At 73.9% G+C, this 20,567-nt stretch carries 20 protein-coding genes; all 20 read left to right on the top strand.

Going from position 1 to position 20,567, the window contains the following annotated elements; all coding sequences use genetic code 11:
- Positions 1-234: 234 nt before the first annotated feature.
- The 20 genes from ACFZAU_RS04980 to ACFZAU_RS04885 all read left to right on the top strand — a co-directional run bounded on the left by ACFZAU_RS04980 (position 235) and on the right by ACFZAU_RS04885 (position 20,538).
- Positions 235-423 carry a lysine biosynthesis protein LysW gene (locus ACFZAU_RS04980; protein ID WP_499602613.1) on the top strand — a complete coding sequence of 63 codons (189 nt, stop codon included), beginning with the start codon at positions 235-237 and terminating at the stop codon, positions 421-423.
- On the top strand, positions 420-1,310 hold the full coding sequence (locus ACFZAU_RS04975; RefSeq protein ID WP_499602611.1) for a RimK family alpha-L-glutamate ligase: 891 nt from the start codon (positions 420-422) through the stop codon (positions 1,308-1,310). The genes ACFZAU_RS04980 and ACFZAU_RS04975 overlap by 4 nt, the downstream gene beginning before the upstream one ends.
- A 26-nt stretch (positions 1,311-1,336) precedes the next feature.
- Positions 1,337-1,972, top strand: coding sequence for a degT/DnrJ/EryC1/StrS aminotransferase (locus tag ACFZAU_RS04970; RefSeq protein ID WP_500551145.1), 636 nt, complete (start codon positions 1,337-1,339; stop codon positions 1,970-1,972).
- Positions 1,969-3,288 carry a DegT/DnrJ/EryC1/StrS aminotransferase family protein gene (locus ACFZAU_RS04965; RefSeq protein WP_500551144.1) on the top strand — a complete coding sequence of 440 codons (1,320 nt, stop codon included), beginning with the start codon at positions 1,969-1,971 and terminating at the stop codon, positions 3,286-3,288. The genes ACFZAU_RS04970 and ACFZAU_RS04965 overlap by 4 nt, the downstream gene beginning before the upstream one ends.
- Positions 3,281-4,345, top strand: a complete 1,065-nt coding sequence (gene argC, locus ACFZAU_RS04960) for an N-acetyl-gamma-glutamyl-phosphate reductase (RefSeq protein WP_499602607.1) — start codon at positions 3,281-3,283, stop codon at positions 4,343-4,345. Before ACFZAU_RS04965 ends, argC begins: the two co-directional genes overlap by 8 nt.
- A complete protein-coding gene (locus ACFZAU_RS04955; RefSeq protein WP_500551143.1) occupies positions 4,342-6,204 on the top strand; it encodes a M20/M25/M40 family metallo-hydrolase in 1,863 nt (620 codons plus the stop codon). Before argC ends, ACFZAU_RS04955 begins: the two co-directional genes overlap by 4 nt.
- Positions 6,201-7,013, top strand: a complete 813-nt coding sequence (locus ACFZAU_RS04950) for a thiamine pyrophosphate-binding protein (protein ID WP_500551142.1) — start codon at positions 6,201-6,203, stop codon at positions 7,011-7,013. The genes ACFZAU_RS04955 and ACFZAU_RS04950 overlap by 4 nt, the downstream gene beginning before the upstream one ends.
- A gap of 439 nt (positions 7,014-7,452) precedes the next feature.
- Positions 7,453-8,397, top strand: coding sequence for a transketolase family protein (locus ACFZAU_RS04945; protein ID WP_500551141.1), 945 nt, complete (start codon positions 7,453-7,455; stop codon positions 8,395-8,397).
- A complete protein-coding gene (locus ACFZAU_RS04940; protein ID WP_499602601.1) occupies positions 8,385-9,638 on the top strand; it encodes an ATP-grasp domain-containing protein in 1,254 nt (417 codons plus the stop codon). The genes ACFZAU_RS04945 and ACFZAU_RS04940 overlap by 13 nt, the downstream gene beginning before the upstream one ends.
- The gene (locus ACFZAU_RS04935) at positions 9,635-10,984 is read left to right on the top strand and encodes a hydrolase (protein ID WP_500551140.1); all 1,350 of its coding nucleotides are present in this window, start codon (positions 9,635-9,637) and stop codon (positions 10,982-10,984) included. Before ACFZAU_RS04940 ends, ACFZAU_RS04935 begins: the two co-directional genes overlap by 4 nt.
- Positions 10,981-12,204: an MFS transporter gene (locus ACFZAU_RS04930; protein ID WP_500551139.1), complete on the top strand. Its 1,224-nt coding sequence runs from the start codon at positions 10,981-10,983 to the stop codon at positions 12,202-12,204. Before ACFZAU_RS04935 ends, ACFZAU_RS04930 begins: the two co-directional genes overlap by 4 nt.
- A gap of 165 nt (positions 12,205-12,369) precedes the next feature.
- The gene (locus ACFZAU_RS04925; RefSeq protein WP_499602596.1) at positions 12,370-13,059 is read left to right on the top strand and encodes an RNA polymerase sigma factor; all 690 of its coding nucleotides are present in this window, start codon (positions 12,370-12,372) and stop codon (positions 13,057-13,059) included.
- A 5-nt stretch (positions 13,060-13,064) separates the two neighbouring features.
- On the top strand, positions 13,065-13,475 hold the full coding sequence (locus tag ACFZAU_RS04920; protein ID WP_500551138.1) for an acyl carrier protein: 411 nt from the start codon (positions 13,065-13,067) through the stop codon (positions 13,473-13,475).
- Positions 13,468-13,890, top strand: coding sequence for a hypothetical protein (locus tag ACFZAU_RS04915; RefSeq protein WP_500464650.1), 423 nt, complete (start codon positions 13,468-13,470; stop codon positions 13,888-13,890). Before ACFZAU_RS04920 ends, ACFZAU_RS04915 begins: the two co-directional genes overlap by 8 nt.
- Positions 13,887-15,299: an aldehyde dehydrogenase family protein gene (locus tag ACFZAU_RS04910; RefSeq protein ID WP_500464651.1), complete on the top strand. Its 1,413-nt coding sequence runs from the start codon at positions 13,887-13,889 to the stop codon at positions 15,297-15,299. The genes ACFZAU_RS04915 and ACFZAU_RS04910 overlap by 4 nt, the downstream gene beginning before the upstream one ends.
- Before the next feature lie 75 nt (positions 15,300-15,374).
- Positions 15,375-15,839: a DUF4188 domain-containing protein gene (locus ACFZAU_RS04905; protein ID WP_500464652.1), complete on the top strand. Its 465-nt coding sequence runs from the start codon at positions 15,375-15,377 to the stop codon at positions 15,837-15,839.
- 17 nt (positions 15,840-15,856) lie between these two features.
- Positions 15,857-17,569, top strand: a complete 1,713-nt coding sequence (locus tag ACFZAU_RS04900) for an acetyl-CoA carboxylase carboxyltransferase subunit alpha (RefSeq protein WP_500551137.1) — start codon at positions 15,857-15,859, stop codon at positions 17,567-17,569.
- Entirely contained in the window at positions 17,553-18,137 is a 585-nt protein-coding gene (locus ACFZAU_RS04895) for an acetyl-CoA carboxylase biotin carboxyl carrier protein (RefSeq protein ID WP_500551136.1), read from the top strand. Before ACFZAU_RS04900 ends, ACFZAU_RS04895 begins: the two co-directional genes overlap by 17 nt.
- A 12-nt stretch (positions 18,138-18,149) precedes the next feature.
- Positions 18,150-19,523, top strand: a complete 1,374-nt coding sequence (gene accC / locus ACFZAU_RS04890) for an acetyl-CoA carboxylase biotin carboxylase subunit (RefSeq protein ID WP_500551135.1) — start codon at positions 18,150-18,152, stop codon at positions 19,521-19,523.
- A gap of 28 nt (positions 19,524-19,551) precedes the next feature.
- The gene (locus tag ACFZAU_RS04885) at positions 19,552-20,538 is read left to right on the top strand and encodes a helix-turn-helix transcriptional regulator (RefSeq protein WP_500551134.1); all 987 of its coding nucleotides are present in this window, start codon (positions 19,552-19,554) and stop codon (positions 20,536-20,538) included.
- Positions 20,539-20,567: the final 29 nt, after the last annotated feature.

The following is a 20,567-nucleotide window of genomic DNA, read 5'->3' as shown; positions in this document are numbered from 1 at the left end:
GCACCGCGAGCGCCGTCCGCGCTGTTCCGGACACGCGGTGATTTCCCGTTCCCCATTGCGCGGGAACGGGAAATCCCGCGTGTCCGCATGCGTTCGGGACGGTCCGCTCCGTCATTGAGAATCCCGATGGCCGTATCACGAGAAGGGCGCCGATCCGGCTGGACCGCCGAGTTGTCGGCAGGGGATTCTGAAGTTGCTTTTTCCGCCCGGTAATTCAGTGGAAAGGAAAGAGAAATGACTGCTCCTGTCGCCGCGCTCCAGTGCCTGGTGTGCGACACGGACATCCCGGTCCAGCAGGACTGGCTGAGGGGCGAGATCACCGAGTGCGCGGCCTGCGGCCAGGAGCACGAGGTCGTCGAGAAGTCCGAGGCCGGCGCCCGCATCGAGCTCGCGCCCGAGGTCGAGGAGGACTGGGGCGAGTGACCGGGTCCGACGCCGGGTTCGAGGTGCTGCTGTCGGCCACCGTCCTGCGCCCCGACGAGAAACTCCTCCTGGAGGCGCTGCGTTCACGGGGGCTCGCCGTCCGCCCGGTCCTCCTGGAGGACCTGGCGGGTCTGGTCACGGGCCGCAAGAAACCGCCCGCCCTCGCGCTCATCCGCAATCTCTCGCACCGCGAGGCCGTCAATGTGGCGCGCCGGCTGGAATTCAGCGGAGTGCCCGCGCTGAATCGCGCGACGACGATCGAGACCTGCAACGACAAGGGCCTGCAGGCCCTCCTTTTCGGCCGCCACGGCGTACCGCACCCGGAGTCCTTCCACGCGTTCAGCTACGCGCAGGTCCGGGAGTCGGTCGGTCAGGTCGGGCTGCCCGCCGTCATCAAGCCGGTGAGCGGCTCCTGGGGCCGCGGCGTCTCCCGGATGACCAGCGGCGAGTGCGTCGAGGCCTGGATCGGCGGCCGGGAGTCCGCGGACGCCGCGGGCAAGCTCTTCCCCGTCCTCGTCCAGCGGTACGTCGACAAGCCCGGCCACGACCTGCGGGTCGTGGTCGTCGGCCGCACGCCCGTCGTCGCCATCCGGCGGGTCTCGCCGGACTGGCGCACCAACACCCACCTCGGTGCCGAGGTCGTACGGGTCCCGGTGACCCGCGAGATGGAGAAGCGCTGCAGCCAGGTCGTGGACGTGCTCGGCGAGGGCTTCTACGGGGTCGACCTCGTCGAGGACCGCACCACCGGCGAGCTGATGGTCCTGGAGGTCAACGCGAACCCCGAGTTCGCCCGCTCCTCCGCCAAGCACGGCGTGGACGTGGCCGGCCACCTCGCGGACTACGTCGCCGAGACCTACCGGCCCGAGTCCGCCGCCCCCGCCGCGTAGCCGGCAGACGGAGGAGAACCCCACCCATGGAAGCGTTCGACACCGCCACGGTGCTCACCCGGGTCCTCACCTCGGGCGTCGTGATGAGCATCGAGAAGAGCGACCGGGAACTGCCCGGCCTGGAGCGGTTGCTCACCAAGCGCACCGGCCGGGCCAGGGCGGCGCTGTTCAACAGCCGCAGCGGCGCCCTGCACGGGGCGCTCGCCGGCCAGGGCATCGGCCACGGCGACCGGGTCGCCGCCCGGGCCGGCGCCGGCGACCGGGAACGCGCGTTCCTGGACTGGCTGGGCGTCACCGCCGACGCCGCCGCCCCGGGCCCGGCGCCGTACGACCTGGTCGCACTCGACCCGGGCAACACCCACGACCTGACCCGGCTGGCCGCCGCGGGCACCGCGCCGGTGCTCGTCGCCGACCTCACCGGCCTCGGCTTCGGCCCGGCCGCCGCGGTCCTCACCGACGACCCCGCCGTGTGGGCGCGCGCCGAACGCCTCAAGATCTTCGGCGCGTACGACCTGCGCACCATGTGGACGCAGGAGGAGGCCGACCCGCGGCTGGTGCCCGGCGTGCAGTTCAACTACCGGCTGAGCCCGCTCGTCGCCGCCTGCGTCCGGATGGCGCTCACCCAGGCCGCCCGGCCGGCCCTCTCGGGAGCTGACTCATGATCACCGACTTCCCCGCGGCCCCCCTGCCGCTGCCGCGACCCGGCGACGTGACCGCCGAACTGGCCGCCCTCGGCGGCGAGGCGATCATCCCCGGCGACCTGCGCCGCACCCTGTTCCCGGTCATCACCAAGGAGGACGTCTTCAACCTCCTGCTGGCCCAGCGGCAGGACCCGGACAAGGTCGTCGCCGACTTCGCCGAGGCCTACCGGTCCTACGTGGGCGCGGCCTTCGCCCTGCCCACCGCCAGCGGCACCTCCAGCCTCCACATGGCGCTGGTCGGTGCCGGGGTGCGGCCCGGCGACGAGGTGATCGTCCCGGCGTTCACCTTCATCGCCACCGCGCAGGCCGTCGTCGCCGCGCACGCGATCCCCGTCTTCGTCGACGTCGACCCGCGTACGTACTGCATGGACCCGGCCGCGGCCGAGGCGGCCGTCACCGAGCGCACCCGCGCCCTGATGCCCGTCCACGTCCACGGTCTGCCCGCCGACGTGGCCGCGCTGCGCGCCCTCGCCGACCGCCGCGGCCTCGCCCTGGTCGAGGACGCCTCGCACGCCCACTCCGCCCGCGTCGGCGACCGCGTCGCCGGCTCCATCGGGGACGCCGCAGGGCAGAGCTTGATGGCCGACAAGAACTTCCCGCTGGGCGGCGAGGGCGGCATCGCCTTCTTCGCCGAGCGGGAGTCCCACGACCGGGCCGCGGACTACCTGGAGCGGCACGGCATCGACTACGGCATGGCCTGGATCGCCGCCGCCTTCGGCGCGAGCCAGCTGCAGCGGCTGCCGTACTACGACGCGGTCCGCGCCCGCAACGCGGCGCTGCTCGGCGAGGCGCTGGCCGGCACCGGCCTGTTCACCCCGCCGTACGTGCCGGACGGCCACGTCCACGCCTACAACATGTACCGGGTCACCCTGCACCCCGAGGCGGTCGGCCTGGCGGACCTGCCCGCGTACGCGGTCAAGGAGGCCGTGCACGAACTGCTGGTCGCCGAGGGCGTGCCCGCCCGCGAGTGGCAGAACACGCCCATCCCCTGCCACCTGCCCTTCGTCCACCGGGCCGGCTTCGGCGGCGGCCACCCCTTCACGCTCAACCCGGACGCCGTGCGCGACCACACCCCGCAGGACTTCCCGGTGGTCCGGCACATGCTCGACACCACGCTCGTGCTCTGCCGCGAACTGCGCTCCCCGGTCGAGTACGAGCGCATCCTGCGCTACGCCGACGCCTTCGCCAAGGTGGCCCGGCGCCCCGACGCGATCCGCAAGCTCGTCCAGGAGGGCGACTTCCGCCGCCCCTACGAGAAGGCGGCCCGCCTTGGCTGACACCACGCCCGGCACGGTCCGGGTCGCCGTCGTCGGGGCCAGCGGCTACAGCGGGGGAGAGGTCGTCCGGCTGCTGCTGGACCACCCCGGTGTGGAGCTCGCCTTCCTGTCCGCCGAGCGCGCCGCGGGAGCCGCGCTCGGCGCCGTCCACCCGTGGCTGCGCAACCACCCCCGCGCCGCCGGGCTGACCCTGCGCCCGCTGCGGGAGCTCGCCGACGCCGGCACGGACGTCGACGTCGCCATCTGCTGCCTGCCCACCGGCACACTGCCCGGACTGCTGCCGCTGCTGTCCGGGCACGCCAAGCGGATCCTCAACGTCGCCGGCGACTTCCGGCTGCGCGACCCCGGCGAGATCCGCGCCCACTACCCGCGCACCGCCGAGCACCCGGCCGCCGAGGACTTCGCGTACTACGTCCCCGAGCTGTCCCCGGCACTTCCCGAGAGCCGCTTCGTCAACCTGCCCGGCTGTATGGCCGTCGCGTCCGTCTACGCCCTGCACCCGCTCTTCGCGGACGGGCTCGCGCTGCCCGAGGTCGTCGTCGACGCCAAGACCGGCTCCACCGGCGGCGGACGCGACAGCGGCGAGCACCCGGCGGAACGGGCCGGGAACTTCCGCATCCACAAGCCCTTCGGGCACCGGCACGCCCCCGAGATCCGGCAGGCCCTCGCCGACCTCACCGGCACCACGCCGGAACTGCGCTTCACCAGCCACAGCCTCGACGTGCCCCGCGGCATCCTCGTCACCGGCTACGCCCGGCTGCGCGAGGGCACGACCGGACTGGACGTCAAGCGCGCCTACGCCCGCGCCTACAAGGGCCGCCCCTTCGTCAAGGTGCGCCCCGCGCCCAGGGCGCCGCAGGACTTCCCGATGCTCAAGGCCGTCGTCGGCTCCAACGTCGCGGAGGTCGCCGTCGTCGTCAAGGACGACCAGGCCGTCGCCGTCGCCGCCCTGGACAACCTCGTCAAGGGCGCCGCGGGCCAGGCCGTCCAGGCCGTCAACCTGCTGTGCGGACTCGACGAGACCGCGGGCCTGCCCCGGACGGCGGTGGCGCCGTGACGGACCCGTACCGGCCCCTGTACGTCGTCAAGGTGGGCAGCGCCACCCTCGCCCGCGGGGCGATCCTCCACGAGCTGTCCGACCTCGTCGCGCGCGGCGCCCGCGTGCTGCTCGTGGCGGGCGGCGCGGTCGGCATCGAGCGGCACTACACCGCGATCGGGCGCGCCATGCCCGAACTGCGGCTCGCCGGCGGCGACACCGTGCGCTACTGCCCGCCCGAGGAGATGACGCACATCGTCGACGCCTACGAGCGGGTCACCCTGCCCGCGGTCGAGGCGGGCCTGCGCGACCTCGGCCGCACCGTCCACACCACCGTCGCGGCCCGCGGCGGACTGGTCGGCGGGCGCGCCAACCGGCCGCTGAAGACCGTCACGCCCGAGGGCCGCAGCCGGGTCGTCCGCGACCACCGGGCGGGAGTCCCCGAGGACGTCGACACGAGGGCGCTGCGCGCGCTGCTCGACGCGTACGACGTGGTGTGCGTCTCGCCGCCGGTGCGCGACCGCGACGGGGGCGCCCCCCTCAACGTGGACGCCGACGTGCTGGCCGCCGCCCTCGCGCGCGCCCTCGGCGCCGACCACCTCCGCCTGGTCACCGGCACCGCGGGGCTGCTCACCGACCCCGCCGACCCGGCGTCCACGCTCCGCCACGCCCACGCCGGCGAGGCCGCGCGGTACGCGGGCGGCCGCATGCGGCAGAAGGTCCGCGCCGCCGAACTCGCTCTCGACGGCACCGGGGACGTCGCCGTCACCGGCCCGCACACCATGGCGGAGCCCGCGGGCTGGACCCGGTTCTGGCGCGCGGCGCCCCCCGCGGAGGACCTGACCCTGCTCAGCCGCGCCGCCGGCATCCCCTCCGTCTCCGGGGACGAGCACGAACTCGCCGCGTACCTGCGCGACTGGTGCGCCGACCACGGCGTCGACGCGCACCTCGACGCCGCGGGCAACCTCGTCGCCACCCGCGGCGACGGACCGCGCCGCCTGCTGCTCCTCGGCCACCTCGACACCGTGCCGCACCACTGGCCCGCCGGCTGGCGGGACGGCGAGCTCTCCGGCCGTGGCACCGTCGACGCCAAGGGGAGCCTCACGGCCTTCCTGGAGGTGCTGGCCGCGGCCGACGTCCCAGGCGACGGCCAACTGCGCGTCGTCGGCGCCGTCGAGGAGGAGGTCTCCTCCGCCAAGGGCGCCTTCCACGCCCGCGACCACTACCCCGCGGACGCCGTCGTCATCGGCGAACCCAGCGGCTCCGGCACCCTCACCCTCGGCTACTTCGGCCTGTTCAAGCTCCGCCTCACGGCCACCGCCGCCAGCGGCCACTCCGCGGGCATGGGCGCCGTCACCGCGCCCGACCTGCTGCTGCGCGCCGTGGCCGGCATCCGCGCCGCCGTCGCCGCCCACGCGCCCGACGCGCTCAGCGCCCTGATCGACGTCCGCACCCACGACGCGCGGGAGGCCCAGCGGGCCGGCGGCACGCTCAACTTCCGCGTCCCGCCGGACGCCGACCTCGCCACCGTCCGCAAGGCGGCGCTCGCGCTGGACGCCCCCGGCGACGGCCTCGCCGTCGAGGTGCTCCGCGCCACCCCGGGCGTCGCGGGCGGCCGCGCCACCAGCGTGGCCGCGTCCTTCGGCCGGGCCTTCGCCAAGGCCGGCATCCGGCCCCGGCACGTCGTCAAGAAGGGCACCTCCGACATGAACACCCTCGCCACGACCTGGCACGGCGTCCCCATGGTCGCCTACGGGCCCGGCGACGCCTCCCTCGACCACACGGACGCCGAACGCCTCCCGGCCGACGAGTACCGCCGCGCCCGCGGCGTCCTCGCCGACGCCGTCCGCCACTGGTTCGCCTCCGGCGGTGCGGCGTGACGCCCGCGACCGCCGTACGGGAGACCGCGTACGCGCCGCTCGCCGAACGGGCCCGCCGCGCCCGCGAACTCGTCGTCGACATGGCGGCGAGCCCCCGCGGCTGCCACCTGGGCGGGAGCCTGTCCGTCCTCGACATCCTCGTCGCCGCCCTCGACCACGCCACGACCGCCGGCGACGGCACCCAGGTCGTCCTGAGCAAGGGCCACGCTGCGGCCGGCCTGTACGCGGCGCTCCACGTCACCGGCGTGATCCCGGAGGACCCCGCGCCGCACTACGGCCTGGCCGGCCGGCCCTACACCGGCCACCCGGGCCCCAAGGTGCCCGGCGTGCTGTTCCCGACCGGCAGCCTCGGGCACGGCGTGGCCTACGCCGCGGGCTGGGCGCTCGCCCAGCGGCTCGGGGGCGGCACGGGCAAGGCGATCGCCGTCGCGGGGGACGGCGAACTCCAGGAGGGCCTGGTCTGGGAGACCTGCCAGGTCGCCGCCGCCCAGCGACTCGGCGGCCTCGTCCTCGTCGTGGACCGCAACGGCGGCCAGAACGACGGCATGGTGGCCGACATCTCGCCCCTGCCCCACCTCGCGGACCGCTTCGCGGCCTTCGGCTTCGACACCGCCGAGGTCGACGGCCACGACCTGGCCGCCCTGTCGGCCCTCTTCGCCGCCGACCGGTCGGCCGCCACCCGGCCCCTCGCGGTCGTCGCCCACACGGTCAAGGGCAAGGGCGTCCCACCCGTCGAGGGCAAGGCCGCCTCGCACTACGTGACGATCGACGCCGCGCGCGCCGCCAAGTGGAAGCGACTGATCCGATGACGCCCCCCACGCCCCGCCCCGCCCCGCACGCCCCGCCCCGGCGGTCCGGGCCGCCCGGTGCACCCGTGGCGCGCGCCGCCGGGGACGGCGCTCCGTCCCTCCGGGCCGTCAGGTCCGGCAGAGGCCGTCCCGGTCGTCCCGGGGGCCACGTCCGCGACCGTTCCCGGCGGTTGTCGGTCGGCGCGTTCCCGTCCGCGGTGCTCGCCGCAGCGGACGACGGCGTCCTGTGTCCGCGGGCCGCCCGGTCCGGTTGCGGCCGTCCCGCGTGCCACGTCCCGTGCGTTTCCCGGCGGTTGACGGCCGGCGTGCTCTCCTCCGCGGTGCTCGCCGCCGGGGACGGCAGCGGCCGCGCCGGCCACGCTCCGGGCGTGCCCACCGGGTCGCCCGGGCGCGGGGGCGGCGTTGCCGTGCGCGCCGACGAGGGGAGGCGGGGGATCCGATGACGTTGTCCGGGCGCGACGCCTACCGCGCCGAGCTGACCGCGCTCGCCGTCGAGGACGACCGGGTGCTGTGCCTGGAGGCCGACCTGGGCGGCAAGGGGCACCCGTTCCAGCAGGCCCACCCCGGGCGGTTCTTCAACCTGGGCATCGCCGAGGCCGCGATGGTCGACATGGCGGCCGGACTGGCGGCCGCCGGCTGGAAGCCGTTCGTGTCGACCTTCGCCCCGTTCGCCGCGCTGCGCGCCGCCGAGAGCCTGAAGCTGGCCCTCGGGTACCTGCGCGCCGGGGTCACCGTGGTCGCCCCGTACGCGGGCGTGTCCGGGGCCTGGTTCGGCACGACGCACCACTGCCTGGAGGACCTGGCCGTCCTGCGCAGCGTCCCCGGCGTGACGATCGCCGCGCCGTACGGGGAGGCCGAGATGCGCTCCGTGGTGCGCGCCGCGGTCCGCTCCGGCCGCCCGCACTACATCCGCACCGGCCGCAACGCCGCGTACGAGAGCCTGCGGGCGCCCGTCGCGGAGGGCGGAACCGTCACCTGGGAGCACCACGGCTCCGGTGCCGCCGGCGAGCCGTGCCTGGTCTCGGTCGGCGAGGAGGGGACCCGGCTGGCGCTGGCAGCCCGCGCGGAGCGCCCCGGCACCGCGCACGCGCACCTCACGTACCTGGACCACGCGCACCTCTCCCGCGCCGCCGCCGAACTCGCCCGCCACCACCGCCGCTTCGTCGTCGTCGAGGAGCACCGCACCGAGGGCGGCGTCGCCGAGGCCCTCGCCCTGCTGCTGCCCGCCTGCGAGGTCACCTCCGTGGCCGCCGGCCACGGCTGGCCGGCCGAGGGCGGCGACCACGGGGAGGTGATGGCCGCGCTCGGCCTCCACCTGCCCGCCGTGCTCTCCGCACTGAATCCGATCCCGCACCAACCGAGGGGGTTCTCATGCACGTACTGATGGTCGAGTGCAATCCGAACGGCGTCGCCGGCATCGCCAACGCCCTGTCCCTGGGCCACGAGGTGACCCTGGTCAGCGCCGACCCCGGCTTCTACCTCGCCGCGTCGCCGCTCGCCGAGCCGGCCTTCTCCCACCCGCGCTGCCGGGTGATCACCAGCGAGTCCGCCTTCTCCATCGACGCGCTGGAACAGCTGGCGAAGGAGGTGAACGCGCAGAGCCCGGTGCACGGCGTGACGACCTACAGCGAGTACCACACCGTCCACACCGCCTCCGTGGCCCGCGCCCTCGGCCTGCCCGGGATGAGCGTGGAGGGCGCCCTCAACGCCCGCCACAAGCACCGCACCCGGCTCACCCTGGCCGGCACCGACGTGCGCCAGCCGCGCTTCGCGCACGCCCGCGCCCTGGACGAGGTGGAGGCCGCGATCCGCGAGGTGGGCTTCCCGTGCGTGGTCAAGCCCTCGGACGGCACCGCGAGCCTGCACGTCCTGCACCTCACCGGCGAGGAGGACCTGGCCGCCTACCTGGCCGACCTGGCGCAGGTCGCCGACTACGGGCGGGGCGTCACCCGCATCCCGGACGTCGTCGTCGAGGAGTTCGTCGAGGGCGAGCTGGTCTCCGTCGAGGCCGTGGTGCTGGCCGGCGGGGAGATCGTCAACCTCGGGATCACCGACCGCTGCCTGAGCGGCTTCCCGTACTTCATCGAGATGGGCGCGACCTACTTCCGCGGCCACCCGCTGCAGGACGAGCTGTTCGAGACGAACGAGAAGGCGCTGCGCGCCCTCGGCATCGACTTCGGCTTCATCCACGCCGAGTACATCCTCTCGGCCGACGGCCCGGTGCTCTGCGAGGTCAACGGCCGGCTGATCGGCGGCATCGTGCCGCAGCTGATGAAGATCTCCAGCGGGGTGGACCCCTACCTGGAGGTCATCCGCCAGGCGCTCGGCGAGACCCCGGAACTGCCCTTCCCCGGCACGGTCACCGCGAGCGGCCGCTGGTTCGGCTCGCCGGTCGAGGGCGTCCTGCGCACGGTGGACTTCACCGCCCTCAACGAGCGGCCGGGCTTCGTGGAGGCCCTGACCTACCGCGCTCCCGGCACCACGGTCGCGCGGCTGTCGAAGAGCAACTTCGACTGGCTGGGCCACGTGATCTTCACCGGCGCCGGCCGCGAGGAGGCCCGGGGCCGCTGCGAGTCGGCGCTGGACCGGATCGCCGTCGACCTCTCCGTCCAGGTCGCCCGGTGAGCGCGCTCCGGCGCGTCGCCGTCCCCCTCCTCGACCCGGAGACGCTGTACGACGTGGAGGTCGCGGAGGGGGTCTTCACCCGGATCGAGGCGGTCGCCGACCGGGACGTCCGGGCCGGCGGCGAGCCGGAGCTGTGGCCGGGCTTCGTCGAGGCGCACGCGCACCTGGCGCTGCCGGCCAACTTCGACGACTCCCTCGACGACGCGCGGATCTCCGCCCTGTCGTACCTCTTCCACGGCGTCACGCACGTCGTCGACATGTTCGGCTTCCCGCTGGTCGCCGACGCCTGGGAGGCCGGCCGCGCCACCTCCCCGGTGCCGTACCCGCGGCTGGCGCACTGCGGCTACGCGGCCACGTCCATGCGCGACGGCGAGGGACTGACCGGGCACGGCGTGGAGTTCCCCGCGCCGGTCTTCATGCTCGGCACCGGCGACGACCTGGAGCCGCTGATCACCGCGAACCGGGCACGCGGCGCGACCTTCCTCAAGGTCATGTTCACCGACGGCACCGAACAGCCCGGCACGGACCGGCGCTTCTCCCGGCTGCCGGGGCCCGTCCTGGAGCACGTCGCTCGGGTGGTCGGGGCGCACGGCCTGCCCGCGATCCTCGACTGCAACACCCGCGCGGAGGTCCTGCAGGCGTACGGCTACGGCTTCCGGCTCTTCGCCCACCCCGTGCGCGACCTGGAACTGACCGCGCAGGACTGGCGGGACCTGGAGGGGGCGCGCTTCGTCTCCACCCTCGGCGGGCTGTACCCGATGGTCATGGACCGGGAGGACTTCCTGCGCGAGTACGGCCGGCCCGGCTTCCGCGAGACCCAGGACCCGGCCAACCTCGACTTCGCCGCCGGCGTCGAGGAGCCGTTCGGCATCCGCTTCGGCTGCCAGGACACCCGTACCGCCGCGCTCGCCGCCATGCGCGCCAACAGCCTCGCGGCCCTGTCCCGCCGCCGCATGCTCGTCGGCACCGACTGCGGCAACACCGGCGCCTTCCACGGCTACAGCCTGCTCGGGGAGCTGGACCGGCTCGCCGGCGACGACCCGGGCGAGCGGGCCGCGCTGCGGCACGACCTGCTGCGCGCCGCCACCGTCGACAACCGGCTCTTCTTCGACGAGGTGTCCGGCTCGGCACCCTCGCCGGATCTTCTTCACGAAGGCGCCCCCGCGACCTTCAACCTGCTGCCGGCGGCCGCCAAGGGCGAACCGCCGTCCGCCCTGCCGGAACTCACCGTCGCGGCGGGCGTGGTCGTCGACCGCCAGGCCGTGGCGCAGGAGATCAGGTCCCTGCGGGCGACCCCCACCGGAGGGAAGGTCGCCCTGCACCACGACGAGAGGTCGGACTCGTGAACGCAACGGCGAAAAGGACGCTCGCCGGTGTCTGCGTCGGCATCGCGCTGGCGCACGTCGGCAACTACATCTACTTCCCGCACCTCGTCTCCACCCTGGGGGTCGAGTACAGCGGTTTCTGGGCCGGGTTCGTGATGTTCCTGACCTACGTGGGCCGGCTGTCGTCCACGTTCTTCTACGAGGGGCTGGGCGTCCGCCTCGGCACCCGCGGCAGCGTCGTCGCGGGCATCGCCCTGGAGGCCGTCGCGCTCGGCCTGATGGGCTTCGCGGACGGGCTCGTGGCGTACGGCCTGTGCGCCTTCTTCGTCGGCTTCGGGTCGGGCATGTCCTTCCCGGGCCTTAAGAACATCCTCGGCGCACTGCCCGAGGAGCACCGCACCAAGGCCTTCTCGTACTTCCAGATGGCCTGCCAGACCGGTGTCATCGCCGGCGCGGTCGTCGGCGGCCTGTTCCTGTGGGCCGACATGCGGGTGCTGTTCGGGGTGGTCTTCGCGCTCTTCGCGGGCTACTGCCTGGCCGCGGTCTTCGTCATCCCGCGCGACGGGGAGCGGGACCGGGCGGCCGCCGCGTCGACCCGCCTGGTCAACTTCGCGGTCCTGAAGGGCCTGAAGGCGGGCGCGGGCACGCGCTACTTCTTCCTGTCCAGCCTGTTCTGGATCATGTCCATCAGCTTCCTGGTCGGCATGCCGCTGTTCATGGAGGAGTACGTCAGGGGGCTGCCGGTCTCGGCGCCGTTCTGGATCAGCGGCATCACGCTGATGGCGCTGCAGTACCCGGCCTTCCGGTTCATGATCAAGCACTTCCGTCCGGGGCAGGTCATGGCGGTCGCGTTCGGCGCGATGGCGCTGGCGTTCGTCATGTTCGGCGCGGGTCGGAACGTGCTGTGGGTCGTGGCCGGCTGCTTCGTGGTGGTCTTCGGGGACATCCTCTTCACGCCCTCGTTCGACCTGTGGGTCACCAGGCGGATCCCGGCGGACCGGCTGGCGCGGGCGATGGGCGCCATGCACTTCTTCCGCAGCTTCGGCAACATGGCCGGCACGCTGGTCGCGGGCGCCCTGTTCGACCTGGCCCGCAACACCGGTGTCCCCGGGCTCAACTGGTACCTCACCGCCGCCCTCGCGGCCGTCTGCGCCGTGGTCAGCCTCGGCGTCTCGGCCCGCGAGCGCACGGCCGAACCCGAGCCCGACACGGCCCCGGCCCCCGCGGCCTCGGCCGCCTGACGTACGGACGCACCCGGCCCGGACGCGGCGCCCCGCGCGCCGCTGTCCAGGTGCGGCCGGACCGCTTGCTGACAGCGGCCGCGGCTTGCCCGAAAACCCCTGCGCCGGGTTGCATGGAATACGCACCCGTCGAAAGACCGGCGATTTCCGGACGGAGGAATCCCAATGACCCGGAAGGGGAATGCGGAGCTTCTGGCGGGGTGTGTGCGAGGGGAACAAACGGCCTGGGACGAAATGGTCGAGCGATTCGGCCGGCTCGTCTGGTCCGTCATCCGGAGCCATCGGATGAACGACGTGGACGCCGAGGACGTACGGCAGCTCACCTGGTTCCGGCTGGTGCAGAACGTGGACCGCATCCGCGACCCGGACCGGATCGGTGACTGGCTCGCCACCGTGGCGAGGCGTGAATCCCTCAAAGTGGTCACACGGGGAAAGCGGCTCGTCATGGTGGGGGACAGCGAAACCCTCGAGGTGCTGTCCGGCCACCACGAGAGCCCCGAGCAGATCACCCTGCGGGCGCACCGCAAGAAGGAGGTCCTGCGGGCCATCGACGGCCTGTCGGACCAGTGCCGCGGCGTGCTGCTGATGGCCCTGGAGGACCCGCCGGCCTCGTACGAGGAGATCTCCTCGGCGCTGTCGATGTCGCTGGGCTCGGTCGGCCCCATCCGCACCCGCTGCCTGCGCAGACTGCGCCGCGCCCTGGCCGCGGCCGAGGAGGGCGAGCCCGTGCCGCCGTCCGGGGCGGCGCCCTGCGGGCGGTGCCCGGCGGGGGACGTGTCCGGTCCGGGGCGGCCGGTGGATCTGGTGGGGGACGGCCCCGAAGCCGCGGCCGGCCGAGCCACCGGATGGGAGTGATGCGCATGCCTCGCTATGACGTCGAGGAATTGGTGCGGTCCGTCGTCGTCGAGGCGACGGGAATCGAACCGGAGAAGTACCACCTCGATCTCGCCTTCGCCGCCGACCTCGGCATGGAATCACTCGACCTGCTCGACGTGTTCTTCCGGATCGAATGCTGCGTCCCGGTGGTCCTCTCCGTCGAGAAATGCGGCCGGTACCTCCAGGGCGACGTCCCGGACGAGGAATTCTGCGACGCGAACGGAACCATCGCCCGGCGCGGTCTGGAAAGGCTGGCGGTCGTCATGCCGCAACTCGATCCGGAGGTCTGGGCGGGGAAACTCACCCTCGACCGGATGCTGGAACGGCTGACCGCAGGAAACCTCGTCACGATGGTCGAGCACATGCTGGCCGAAGGGCGGCCGGTCCGTGCCTGAGGGAGCGGCGCGGCCGGCCGGCCGGACCAGGACCGTGGTCCGGGTGGGCAGTTGCGACGTCCACGTGGACACCTTCCGCAGACTGGTGGCCTGGCACGGCCCCGAGGCGCTGCGGCTGCCGGCCGGCGGCGCCTGCCCGGTCGGCTGGTCGCTGCGGCAGGCCGCGCTCCGCGCCCTGGCCGCGCCGCCCCGGGTGGGCGGCCGCTGGGGCGACATCGACGTACGGGGCCCCGAGGGCGGGCCCTGGACCCTGCTGTTCAAGGGCGAACTCGCCCGCTTCGCCGAGACCGTGCTCAGCGGCGACGTCAACGTGACGGTCACCGCCGGCGCCGGCCGGGTCACCGCCTTCGCGGTGCTGACCCGCCGCGAGCACCCCGCCGCCCCCACCGACGACGAGACCGAGGTACGCAGGTGAGCACAGCGACCGAGACCGGGCTGCTGGTCAGCCGCGAGATCATCACCGGCGAGGAACTGGGCGGCGTCCCGCTCGCCGGCCCCGGTGCCGTGGCCTCGGCCGCCCGCCGGGCGGCGGCCGCCGCGCCGGGCTGGGCGGCACTGCCGGCCGCCGACCGGGCCGCGGTGCTGGAGCGCGCCGCCGATGTGCTCGTCGAACGCGCCCAGGAGGTCCAGGACCTGCTGGTCCGTGAGGGCGGGGCGATCCCCGGCAAGGCCTTCTACGAGGTCCACGCGGGCGCCGGGGAGCTGCGGCACGCCGCGGAGCTGGCCCGCGAGCCCGAGGCCCCGCACGGCCCCGGCTCCGACCCCGCCCGGCGGAGCGAGGTGCGGCGGGTCCCGCTGGGCGTCGTCGGCGTGATCGTGCCCTGGAACTTCCCGCTGCTGCTGGCCCTGCGCTCGGTCGCCCCCGCCCTCGCGCTCGGCAACACCGTGCTGCTGAAGCCCGACCCGCACACCCCGCTCTCCGGCGGGCGCGTCCTGGCCGAGGTCCTCGCCGCCGCCGGACTGCCGGCCGGTGTGCTGGAGGTGGTGCACGGTGACGCCGTGACCGGCCGGGCCCTGGTGCAGGCGCCGGACGTGGCCATGGTCTCGTTCACCGGCTCCACCGAGGCCGGCCGGGAGATCGGCGCGGCCTGCGGCCGTCTGCTGAAGCGGGTGGTGCTCGAACTCGGCGGGCAGAACGCCTTCGTCGTCCTGCCGGACGCCGACCTCGAACAGGCCGCCTCCGCCGGCTCCTGGGGCTCCTTCCTGCACCAGGGCCAGATCTGCATGGCCGCCCGCCGCCACCTCGTCCAGCGCGACGTGGCCGCGGAGTACACCGCGGCGCTCGCCCGGCACGCGCGGGCGCTGCGGATCGGCGACCCGTACCGCGAGGACGCGCAGATCGGGCCGGTCATCGACCAGCGGCAGCTCACCTCGATCGCCGCCGCCGTGGAGAACGCGGTCGCCCAGGGCGCCCGGCTGGTCACCGGGGGCCGGGCCACGGGGCCGTACTTCCCGCCGACCGTCCTGGCCGACGTCACCCCGCGGATGGACATCTTCAGGACCGAGGTCTTCGGCCCGGTCGCCACCGTCACGGCCTTCGCCGACGACGGCGAGGCGGTGGCCCTGGCCAACGCCTCCGACCACGGGCTGACCGCCGCCGTCTACACCTCCGACGCCGCGCGCGGGCGGGCGCTGGCCCGCCGGATCCGCTGCGGCGTCGTCCACGTCGGCGACCAGACCGTCGGGCACGACCCCCGGCTGCCCTTCGGGGGCGTCGGCGCCTCGGGCAACGCCTCCGGGTTCGGCGGCCGGGCGAGCCTGGAGGCCTTCACCCGCTGGCACACGCTCACCAGCAGCGAGCCGCCGCGCGGTTACCCGTTCTGACCCCGCACGCCGTTCCGCCCGCACCGCCCCGCACCGCCCTGTTCCCAGCCGAGCAGATCCGAGAGGAGCGCCCCCGTGGCAGGCAAGGTCGAGACCGTACCCCAGGTGGCGGACCCGCCCGAGGGCACCGTCCTCTTCCTCATCGGGATGAGGATCAACAGCTTCTGGAAGGTGCACCGCTGGGTGCCCTCCTTCCTCGCCATGTTCCCGATGCTGATCGAGCTCAACAAGCAGAAGGAGCACGGCTTCCTGGGCTCGCGCACCTGGCTCAACCGCACCGTGATCATGGTCCAGTACTGGGCCAGCATGGACGACCTGATGGCGTACTCGCGCAACACCGAGGCCGCCCACCGGCCCGCCTGGGCCCGCTTCAACCGAGCCGTCGGCAACAACGGCGCCGTCGGGATCTACCACGAGGCCTACGTCGTCGACCCGGCCCGGATGCACACCGTCTACCGCAACATGCCGCCGTTCGGCATCGCGAAGGCCACCGCCGGCCGGCCGCAGCGGCCGCTCGCGCAGGTCACGGACCGCGGATAGGGGAGGAGGACACCGCCGTGACACAGCAGCAGGGGCCGGTGCGGGCCGGCCAGGACGTCCAGTGGCGCAGGTGCGGGGCCTGCGGCGCCTTCATCTACGGCAAGCGGCTGGACCGCAACCGCAAGGTCTGCCCCGAGTGCCAGTTCCACTTCCGGATACCGCCGCACACCCGGATCGAGCAGCTCGCCGACCCGGGCAGCTTCCGCCCCTTCCCCGACGACCACATGCCGCGCGACCTGCTCGGCTTCACCGACAGCAAGCCGTACCGGGACCGGCTGCGCGACGCCCAGGCCAGGACCGGCCGCAACGACGCCGTCCTCGCCGGGCGCCTGACGATCGAGGGCCGCCCGCTGATCGCGGCCGTCCTGGACTTCAGCTTCATGGGCGGCAGCATGGGATCGGTGGTCGGCGAGGCCATCGCCGCCGCCGCCCGGCACGCGCTCGCCGAGCGGCTGCCGCTGCTGCTGGTCGCCGCCTCCGGTGGCGCCCGCATGCAGGAGGGCGCGCTCTCCCTGATGCAGATGGCGAAGACCTCGCAGTGGATCGCCGCCCTGCGCGAGGCGGCACTGCCGGTGATCAACCTCAACACCGACCCGACCTTCGGCGGCGCCAGCGCCTCCTTCGCGATGCTCGGCGACGTCATCCTCGCCGAGCCGGGCAGCCTGATCGGCTTCGCCGGGCCGCAGGTCATCCGCAACACCATCCGCGAGGAGCTGCCGCCCGGCTTCCAGAGCGCGGAGTTCCTGCTGGAGCACGGGATGATCGACGCGGTCGTGCCGCGCGAGAACCAGCGCGAGCACCTGGCCCGGCTGCTGACCCTGCTCGGCCCCTCGGTGCCCGAACTCCCGGAGCCGGCGGGCGCCGAGCCGCTCACCGAACCCGTCCCGGCCGTGCGCGGCACGCGCGAGACGGTGGCGCTGGCCCGCACCATCTCGCGGCCCACCACGCGGGAGTACATCGGCTACGTCTTCGACGACTTCGTCGCGCTGCACGGCGACCGAGCCTTCGCCGACGACCGGGCGCTCGTCGGCGGGGTCGCCCGGCTCGGCGGCCAGAGCGTGGTCGTCCTCGGCCACCAGAAGGGCCACGACACCGCCGAGCTGGTGAGCAGCAACTTCGGGATGCCCAACCCCGAGGGCTACCGCAAGGCGCTGCGGCTGATGCGGCTCGCGGAGCGGTTCGGGCTGCCGATCGTCGCCTTCGTCGACACCCCCGGCGCCTTCCCCGGCATCGGGGCGGAGGAGCGCGGCCAGAGCCTGGCCATCGCCGAGTGCATCCTCGAACTCTCGCGGGTGCGCGTGCCCGTGGTCTCCGTCGTCACCGGCGAGGGCGGCAGCGGCGGGGCGCTCGCCCTGGGCGTCGCCAACACGGTGCTGATGCTGCAGAACGCGTACTACTCGGTGATCAGCCCGGAGGGCTGCTCGACCATCCTGTTCGGCACCGCCGAGCAGGCCGGCCGGGCCGCCGACGCCCTCCGGCTCACGGCCTCGGACCTGCTGCGCCTCGGCGTGGTGGACGCCATCGTGCCCGAGCCGCCGGACGGCGCGCACACCGCGCCGTACCCGACGGCGCTCAACGTCAAGACCGCCCTGGTACGGGCGCTGGCCCCGCTGCTCGACCTGCCGGGGGACCGGCTCGTCGAGGTGCGCCGGGACAGGTTCGACCGCTTCGGGCACCCCGAACGTCAGCCGGTAGTGGACTGGGAGAAGCGTGATGAGCACGAGCACTGAGGCCACGACGACGCCGAACGGCGTGGGCACCGCGGACAGCGCGGACAGCGCGGACACCGTGACCGGGCCGGAGGCCGGCGGCGTGACGACGGTGGAGGAGCTGCGGGCGCAGACCCGGCTGCTCGCCGGTGAACTGCCCGGCACCCTGCGGCGGATCACCCTGCGGGCCGGCGGGCTCAGCGTGGACGTCGAGTGGGAGTCCGCCGCGGTCGCCGCCCCTGTCCCCGCCCCGGTACCGGCCGGGGCGGCCCCCGCGCCGCCCGCCGCCCCCGCACCGGCTCCCGCCGCACCGGCCGACGCCGGGGCGCAGGCCCCGCCCGCCGGGCTGGTCAGCGTCACCGCGCCGCTGGTCGGCACCTTCTACCAGGCGTCCTCGCCCGGCGCCGAGCCCTTCGTACGGGTCGGCGACGTCGTCGAGCCGGGCCGGCAACTGGCCATCATCGAGGCGATGAAGCTGCTCAACTCGATCACCGCCGAGACCCGGGGCCGGGTGCACGCGATCCACGTCCAGGACGGCGAGGTCGTCGAGTACGCCCAGCCGCTGATCGACCTCGTCCCCGTCGACTGAGAGGGCACAACCGTGTTCGACAAGGTGCTCGTCGCCAACCGCGGGGAGATCGCGCTGCGCATCATCCGCTCCTGCCGCGACCTCGGCGTGCGCACGGTGGCCGTGTACTCCACCCCCGACGCCGACGCGCGGTTCGTCGCGGCCGCGGACGAGGCCGTGCACATCGGCCCCGGCGCGCCCGCCCGCAGCTACCTCAACATCCCCAACATCATCGGCGCCGCCGTCAAGACCGGCGCCGAGGCCATCCACCCCGGCTACGGATTCCTCTCCGAGGACCCCTACTTCGCCGAGATCTGCGCCGACGACGGCATCACCTTCATCGGCCCGCCGCCGGACGTCATGGAGAACGTCGGCGACAAGGCCACCGCCCGCAGGCTGATGACCGAGGCCGGACTCCCGCTGCTGCCGGGCACCATCGAGCCGGTCGACTCGGTGGAGGCCGCCGAGGCGGTCGCCGCCGAGATCGGCTACCCGGTCATCATCAAGGCCGCGGCGGGCGGGGGAGGCCGCGGCATCACCGTCGTGCGGCGCCCCCAGGACCTCCGGGACGCCTACACCGCCACCCGGGCCAGCGCGCAGGCCGTCTTCAAGAACAGCGCCGTCTACATGGAGCGCTACCTGGAGAAGACCCGGCACATCGAGATCCAGGTCGTCTGCGACGACTTCGACGGCGCCGTGCACCTGGGCGAGCGCGACTGCTCGGTGCAGCGCCGCCACCAGAAGCTCGTCGAGGAGTCCCCCTCGGCCGGCGTCTCCCCGCAACTGCGCGAGCGGCTGGGCGCGGCCGCCCTGGCCGGTGCCCGCGCGGTGGGCTACCGGGGCGCGGGCACCGTGGAGTTCCTGCTGGAGGCCCGTGACGGGGCGGGTGACGGCGGCGAGGACGTCTTCTGGTTCATGGAGATGAACGCCCGCATCCAGGTCGAGCACCCGGTCACCGAGCTGGTCACCGGCGTCGACCTGGTCGGTGAGCAGCTGCGGGTCGCCTCCGGCAGCCCGCTGTCGGTCAAGCAGGAGGACGTGGAGATCCGCGGCCACGCCATCGAGTGCCGCGTCAACGCCGAGGACCCGGCCAGGTCCTTCGCCCCCACCCCCGGACTGCTGGAGCGCTACCGCGTCCCCGGCGGCCCGTGGGTCCGGGTGGACACCGACTACGTCCCCGGCGCGCGCGTCAGCCCGTACTACGACTCGATGATCGGGAAGCTGATCGTCTGGGGTCCCGACCGCGGCAGCTGCATCGAGCGCACCCTGCGCGCGCTGTCGGAGTTCGAGGTCTCCGGGCCCGGCGTGCACACCACGATCCCGCTGCACCAGGAGATCCTCGGCCACCCCGAGTTCCGCCGGGGCGACGTGGCCACCGACTTCCTGGAGCGCCACTTCGCCATGTGAGCAGCACGACCAGCAAAGGGGAGCCGCCGTGTCGGACCAGGAGCTCACATCCCAGGACGTCGGCGTCTACCGGCACCTGCTGCAGGTGTCGCCGGACGCCGGCCACTGCGCCTCCGAACTCGGTCTGCCGGCGGACGAGTTCGACGAGTCGGTCAAGCGGCTGATGGCGCACCGGCTGCTGCACCCGGACGGTCCCTGCCGCTACGAGGTCGTCTCGCCCGGCCTCGCGGCGGCCGAACTCACCGCCTCCCTCAGCCTGCAGGCGCACCAGCTGCTGCGCCAGATCGACACCACCCGGCGCGACCTGGGCCCGCTCGGCGCCCTGTACGACGCCCACCAGCGGCAGCGGCTGGCCGGCACCACCACCGAACTGCTCACCGACGGCGACGCGGTACGGCACCGGCTCTCCGACCTGTCCTCGCAGGTCCGGCACCGCGTGCTCACCGCCCACCCCACCCTCGGCGGCCCGCAGACCCTGCGGGCCGCCCTCGACCTGGACCGGGACCTGCTCGACCGGGGCGTGCGCTACCGGACCGTGGTGCCGCACACCGCCCGCCGGCAGCGGGAGGCGCTGCGGCACATGACGCGACTGGGCGACCTGGGCGCCCAGTTGCGCACCGCGGCGGTCATCCCCGGCCGGATGATCCTGCTGGACGGCGTCGTGGCACTGGTGTCCACCGGAAAGGGCGGCGGTGCGGCGCTCTTCCGCGACCCGACCGTGGTCTCGTTTCTCGAAGTGATATTCGACCACATCTGGGAGCACGCGAAACCGGTCGGCGGCGATTTCGACGGCGACGTCTTCGAGGACGTCGAGGTGGCCATTTTGCGCCAGCTGGAACTCGGCAGGTCGGATGAATTCATTTCCCGGCGGCTGGGTATCTCCACCCGTACGCTCCGCCGCTACCTGTCGGGCATGTGCGAGAAGCTCGGTGTGGAGACCCGCTTCCAACTGGGCATGGCGGCGACCCGGCTGGATCTGTTCGGGAACGGGGACGATCCGGACAGTGCGGGATAGAAATTCCTGATCGCGACCTTCGGGTATTT

This window comes from Streptomyces sp. NPDC008238 (assembly GCF_042956445.1).
GTDB lineage: Bacteria > Actinomycetota > Actinomycetes > Streptomycetales > Streptomycetaceae > Actinacidiphila.
Note: the sequence above shows the minus strand (reverse complement) of the source record. Positions and strands in the feature narration are given on the sequence as shown.

Excerpts from the sequence above, each read along its gene's own strand:
- ACFZAU_RS04895 (WP_500551136.1), top strand. The coding sequence starts at position 17,553 with ATGAGCACGAGCACTGAGGCCACGACGACGCCGAACGGCGTGGGCACC.
- ACFZAU_RS04970 (WP_500551145.1), top strand. The coding sequence starts at position 1,337 with ATGGAAGCGTTCGACACCGCCACGGTGCTCACCCGGGTCCTCACCTCG.
- ACFZAU_RS04940 (WP_499602601.1), top strand. The coding sequence starts at position 8,385 with ATGCACGTACTGATGGTCGAGTGCAATCCGAACGGCGTCGCCGGCATC.
- ACFZAU_RS04920 (WP_500551138.1), top strand. The coding sequence starts at position 13,065 with ATGCCTCGCTATGACGTCGAGGAATTGGTGCGGTCCGTCGTCGTCGAG.
- ACFZAU_RS04965 (WP_500551144.1), top strand. The coding sequence starts at position 1,969 with ATGATCACCGACTTCCCCGCGGCCCCCCTGCCGCTGCCGCGACCCGGC.
- ACFZAU_RS04980 (WP_499602613.1), top strand. The coding sequence starts at position 235 with ATGACTGCTCCTGTCGCCGCGCTCCAGTGCCTGGTGTGCGACACGGAC.
- ACFZAU_RS04945 (WP_500551141.1), top strand. The coding sequence starts at position 7,453 with ATGACGTTGTCCGGGCGCGACGCCTACCGCGCCGAGCTGACCGCGCTC.
- ACFZAU_RS04925 (WP_499602596.1), top strand. The coding sequence starts at position 12,370 with ATGACCCGGAAGGGGAATGCGGAGCTTCTGGCGGGGTGTGTGCGAGGG.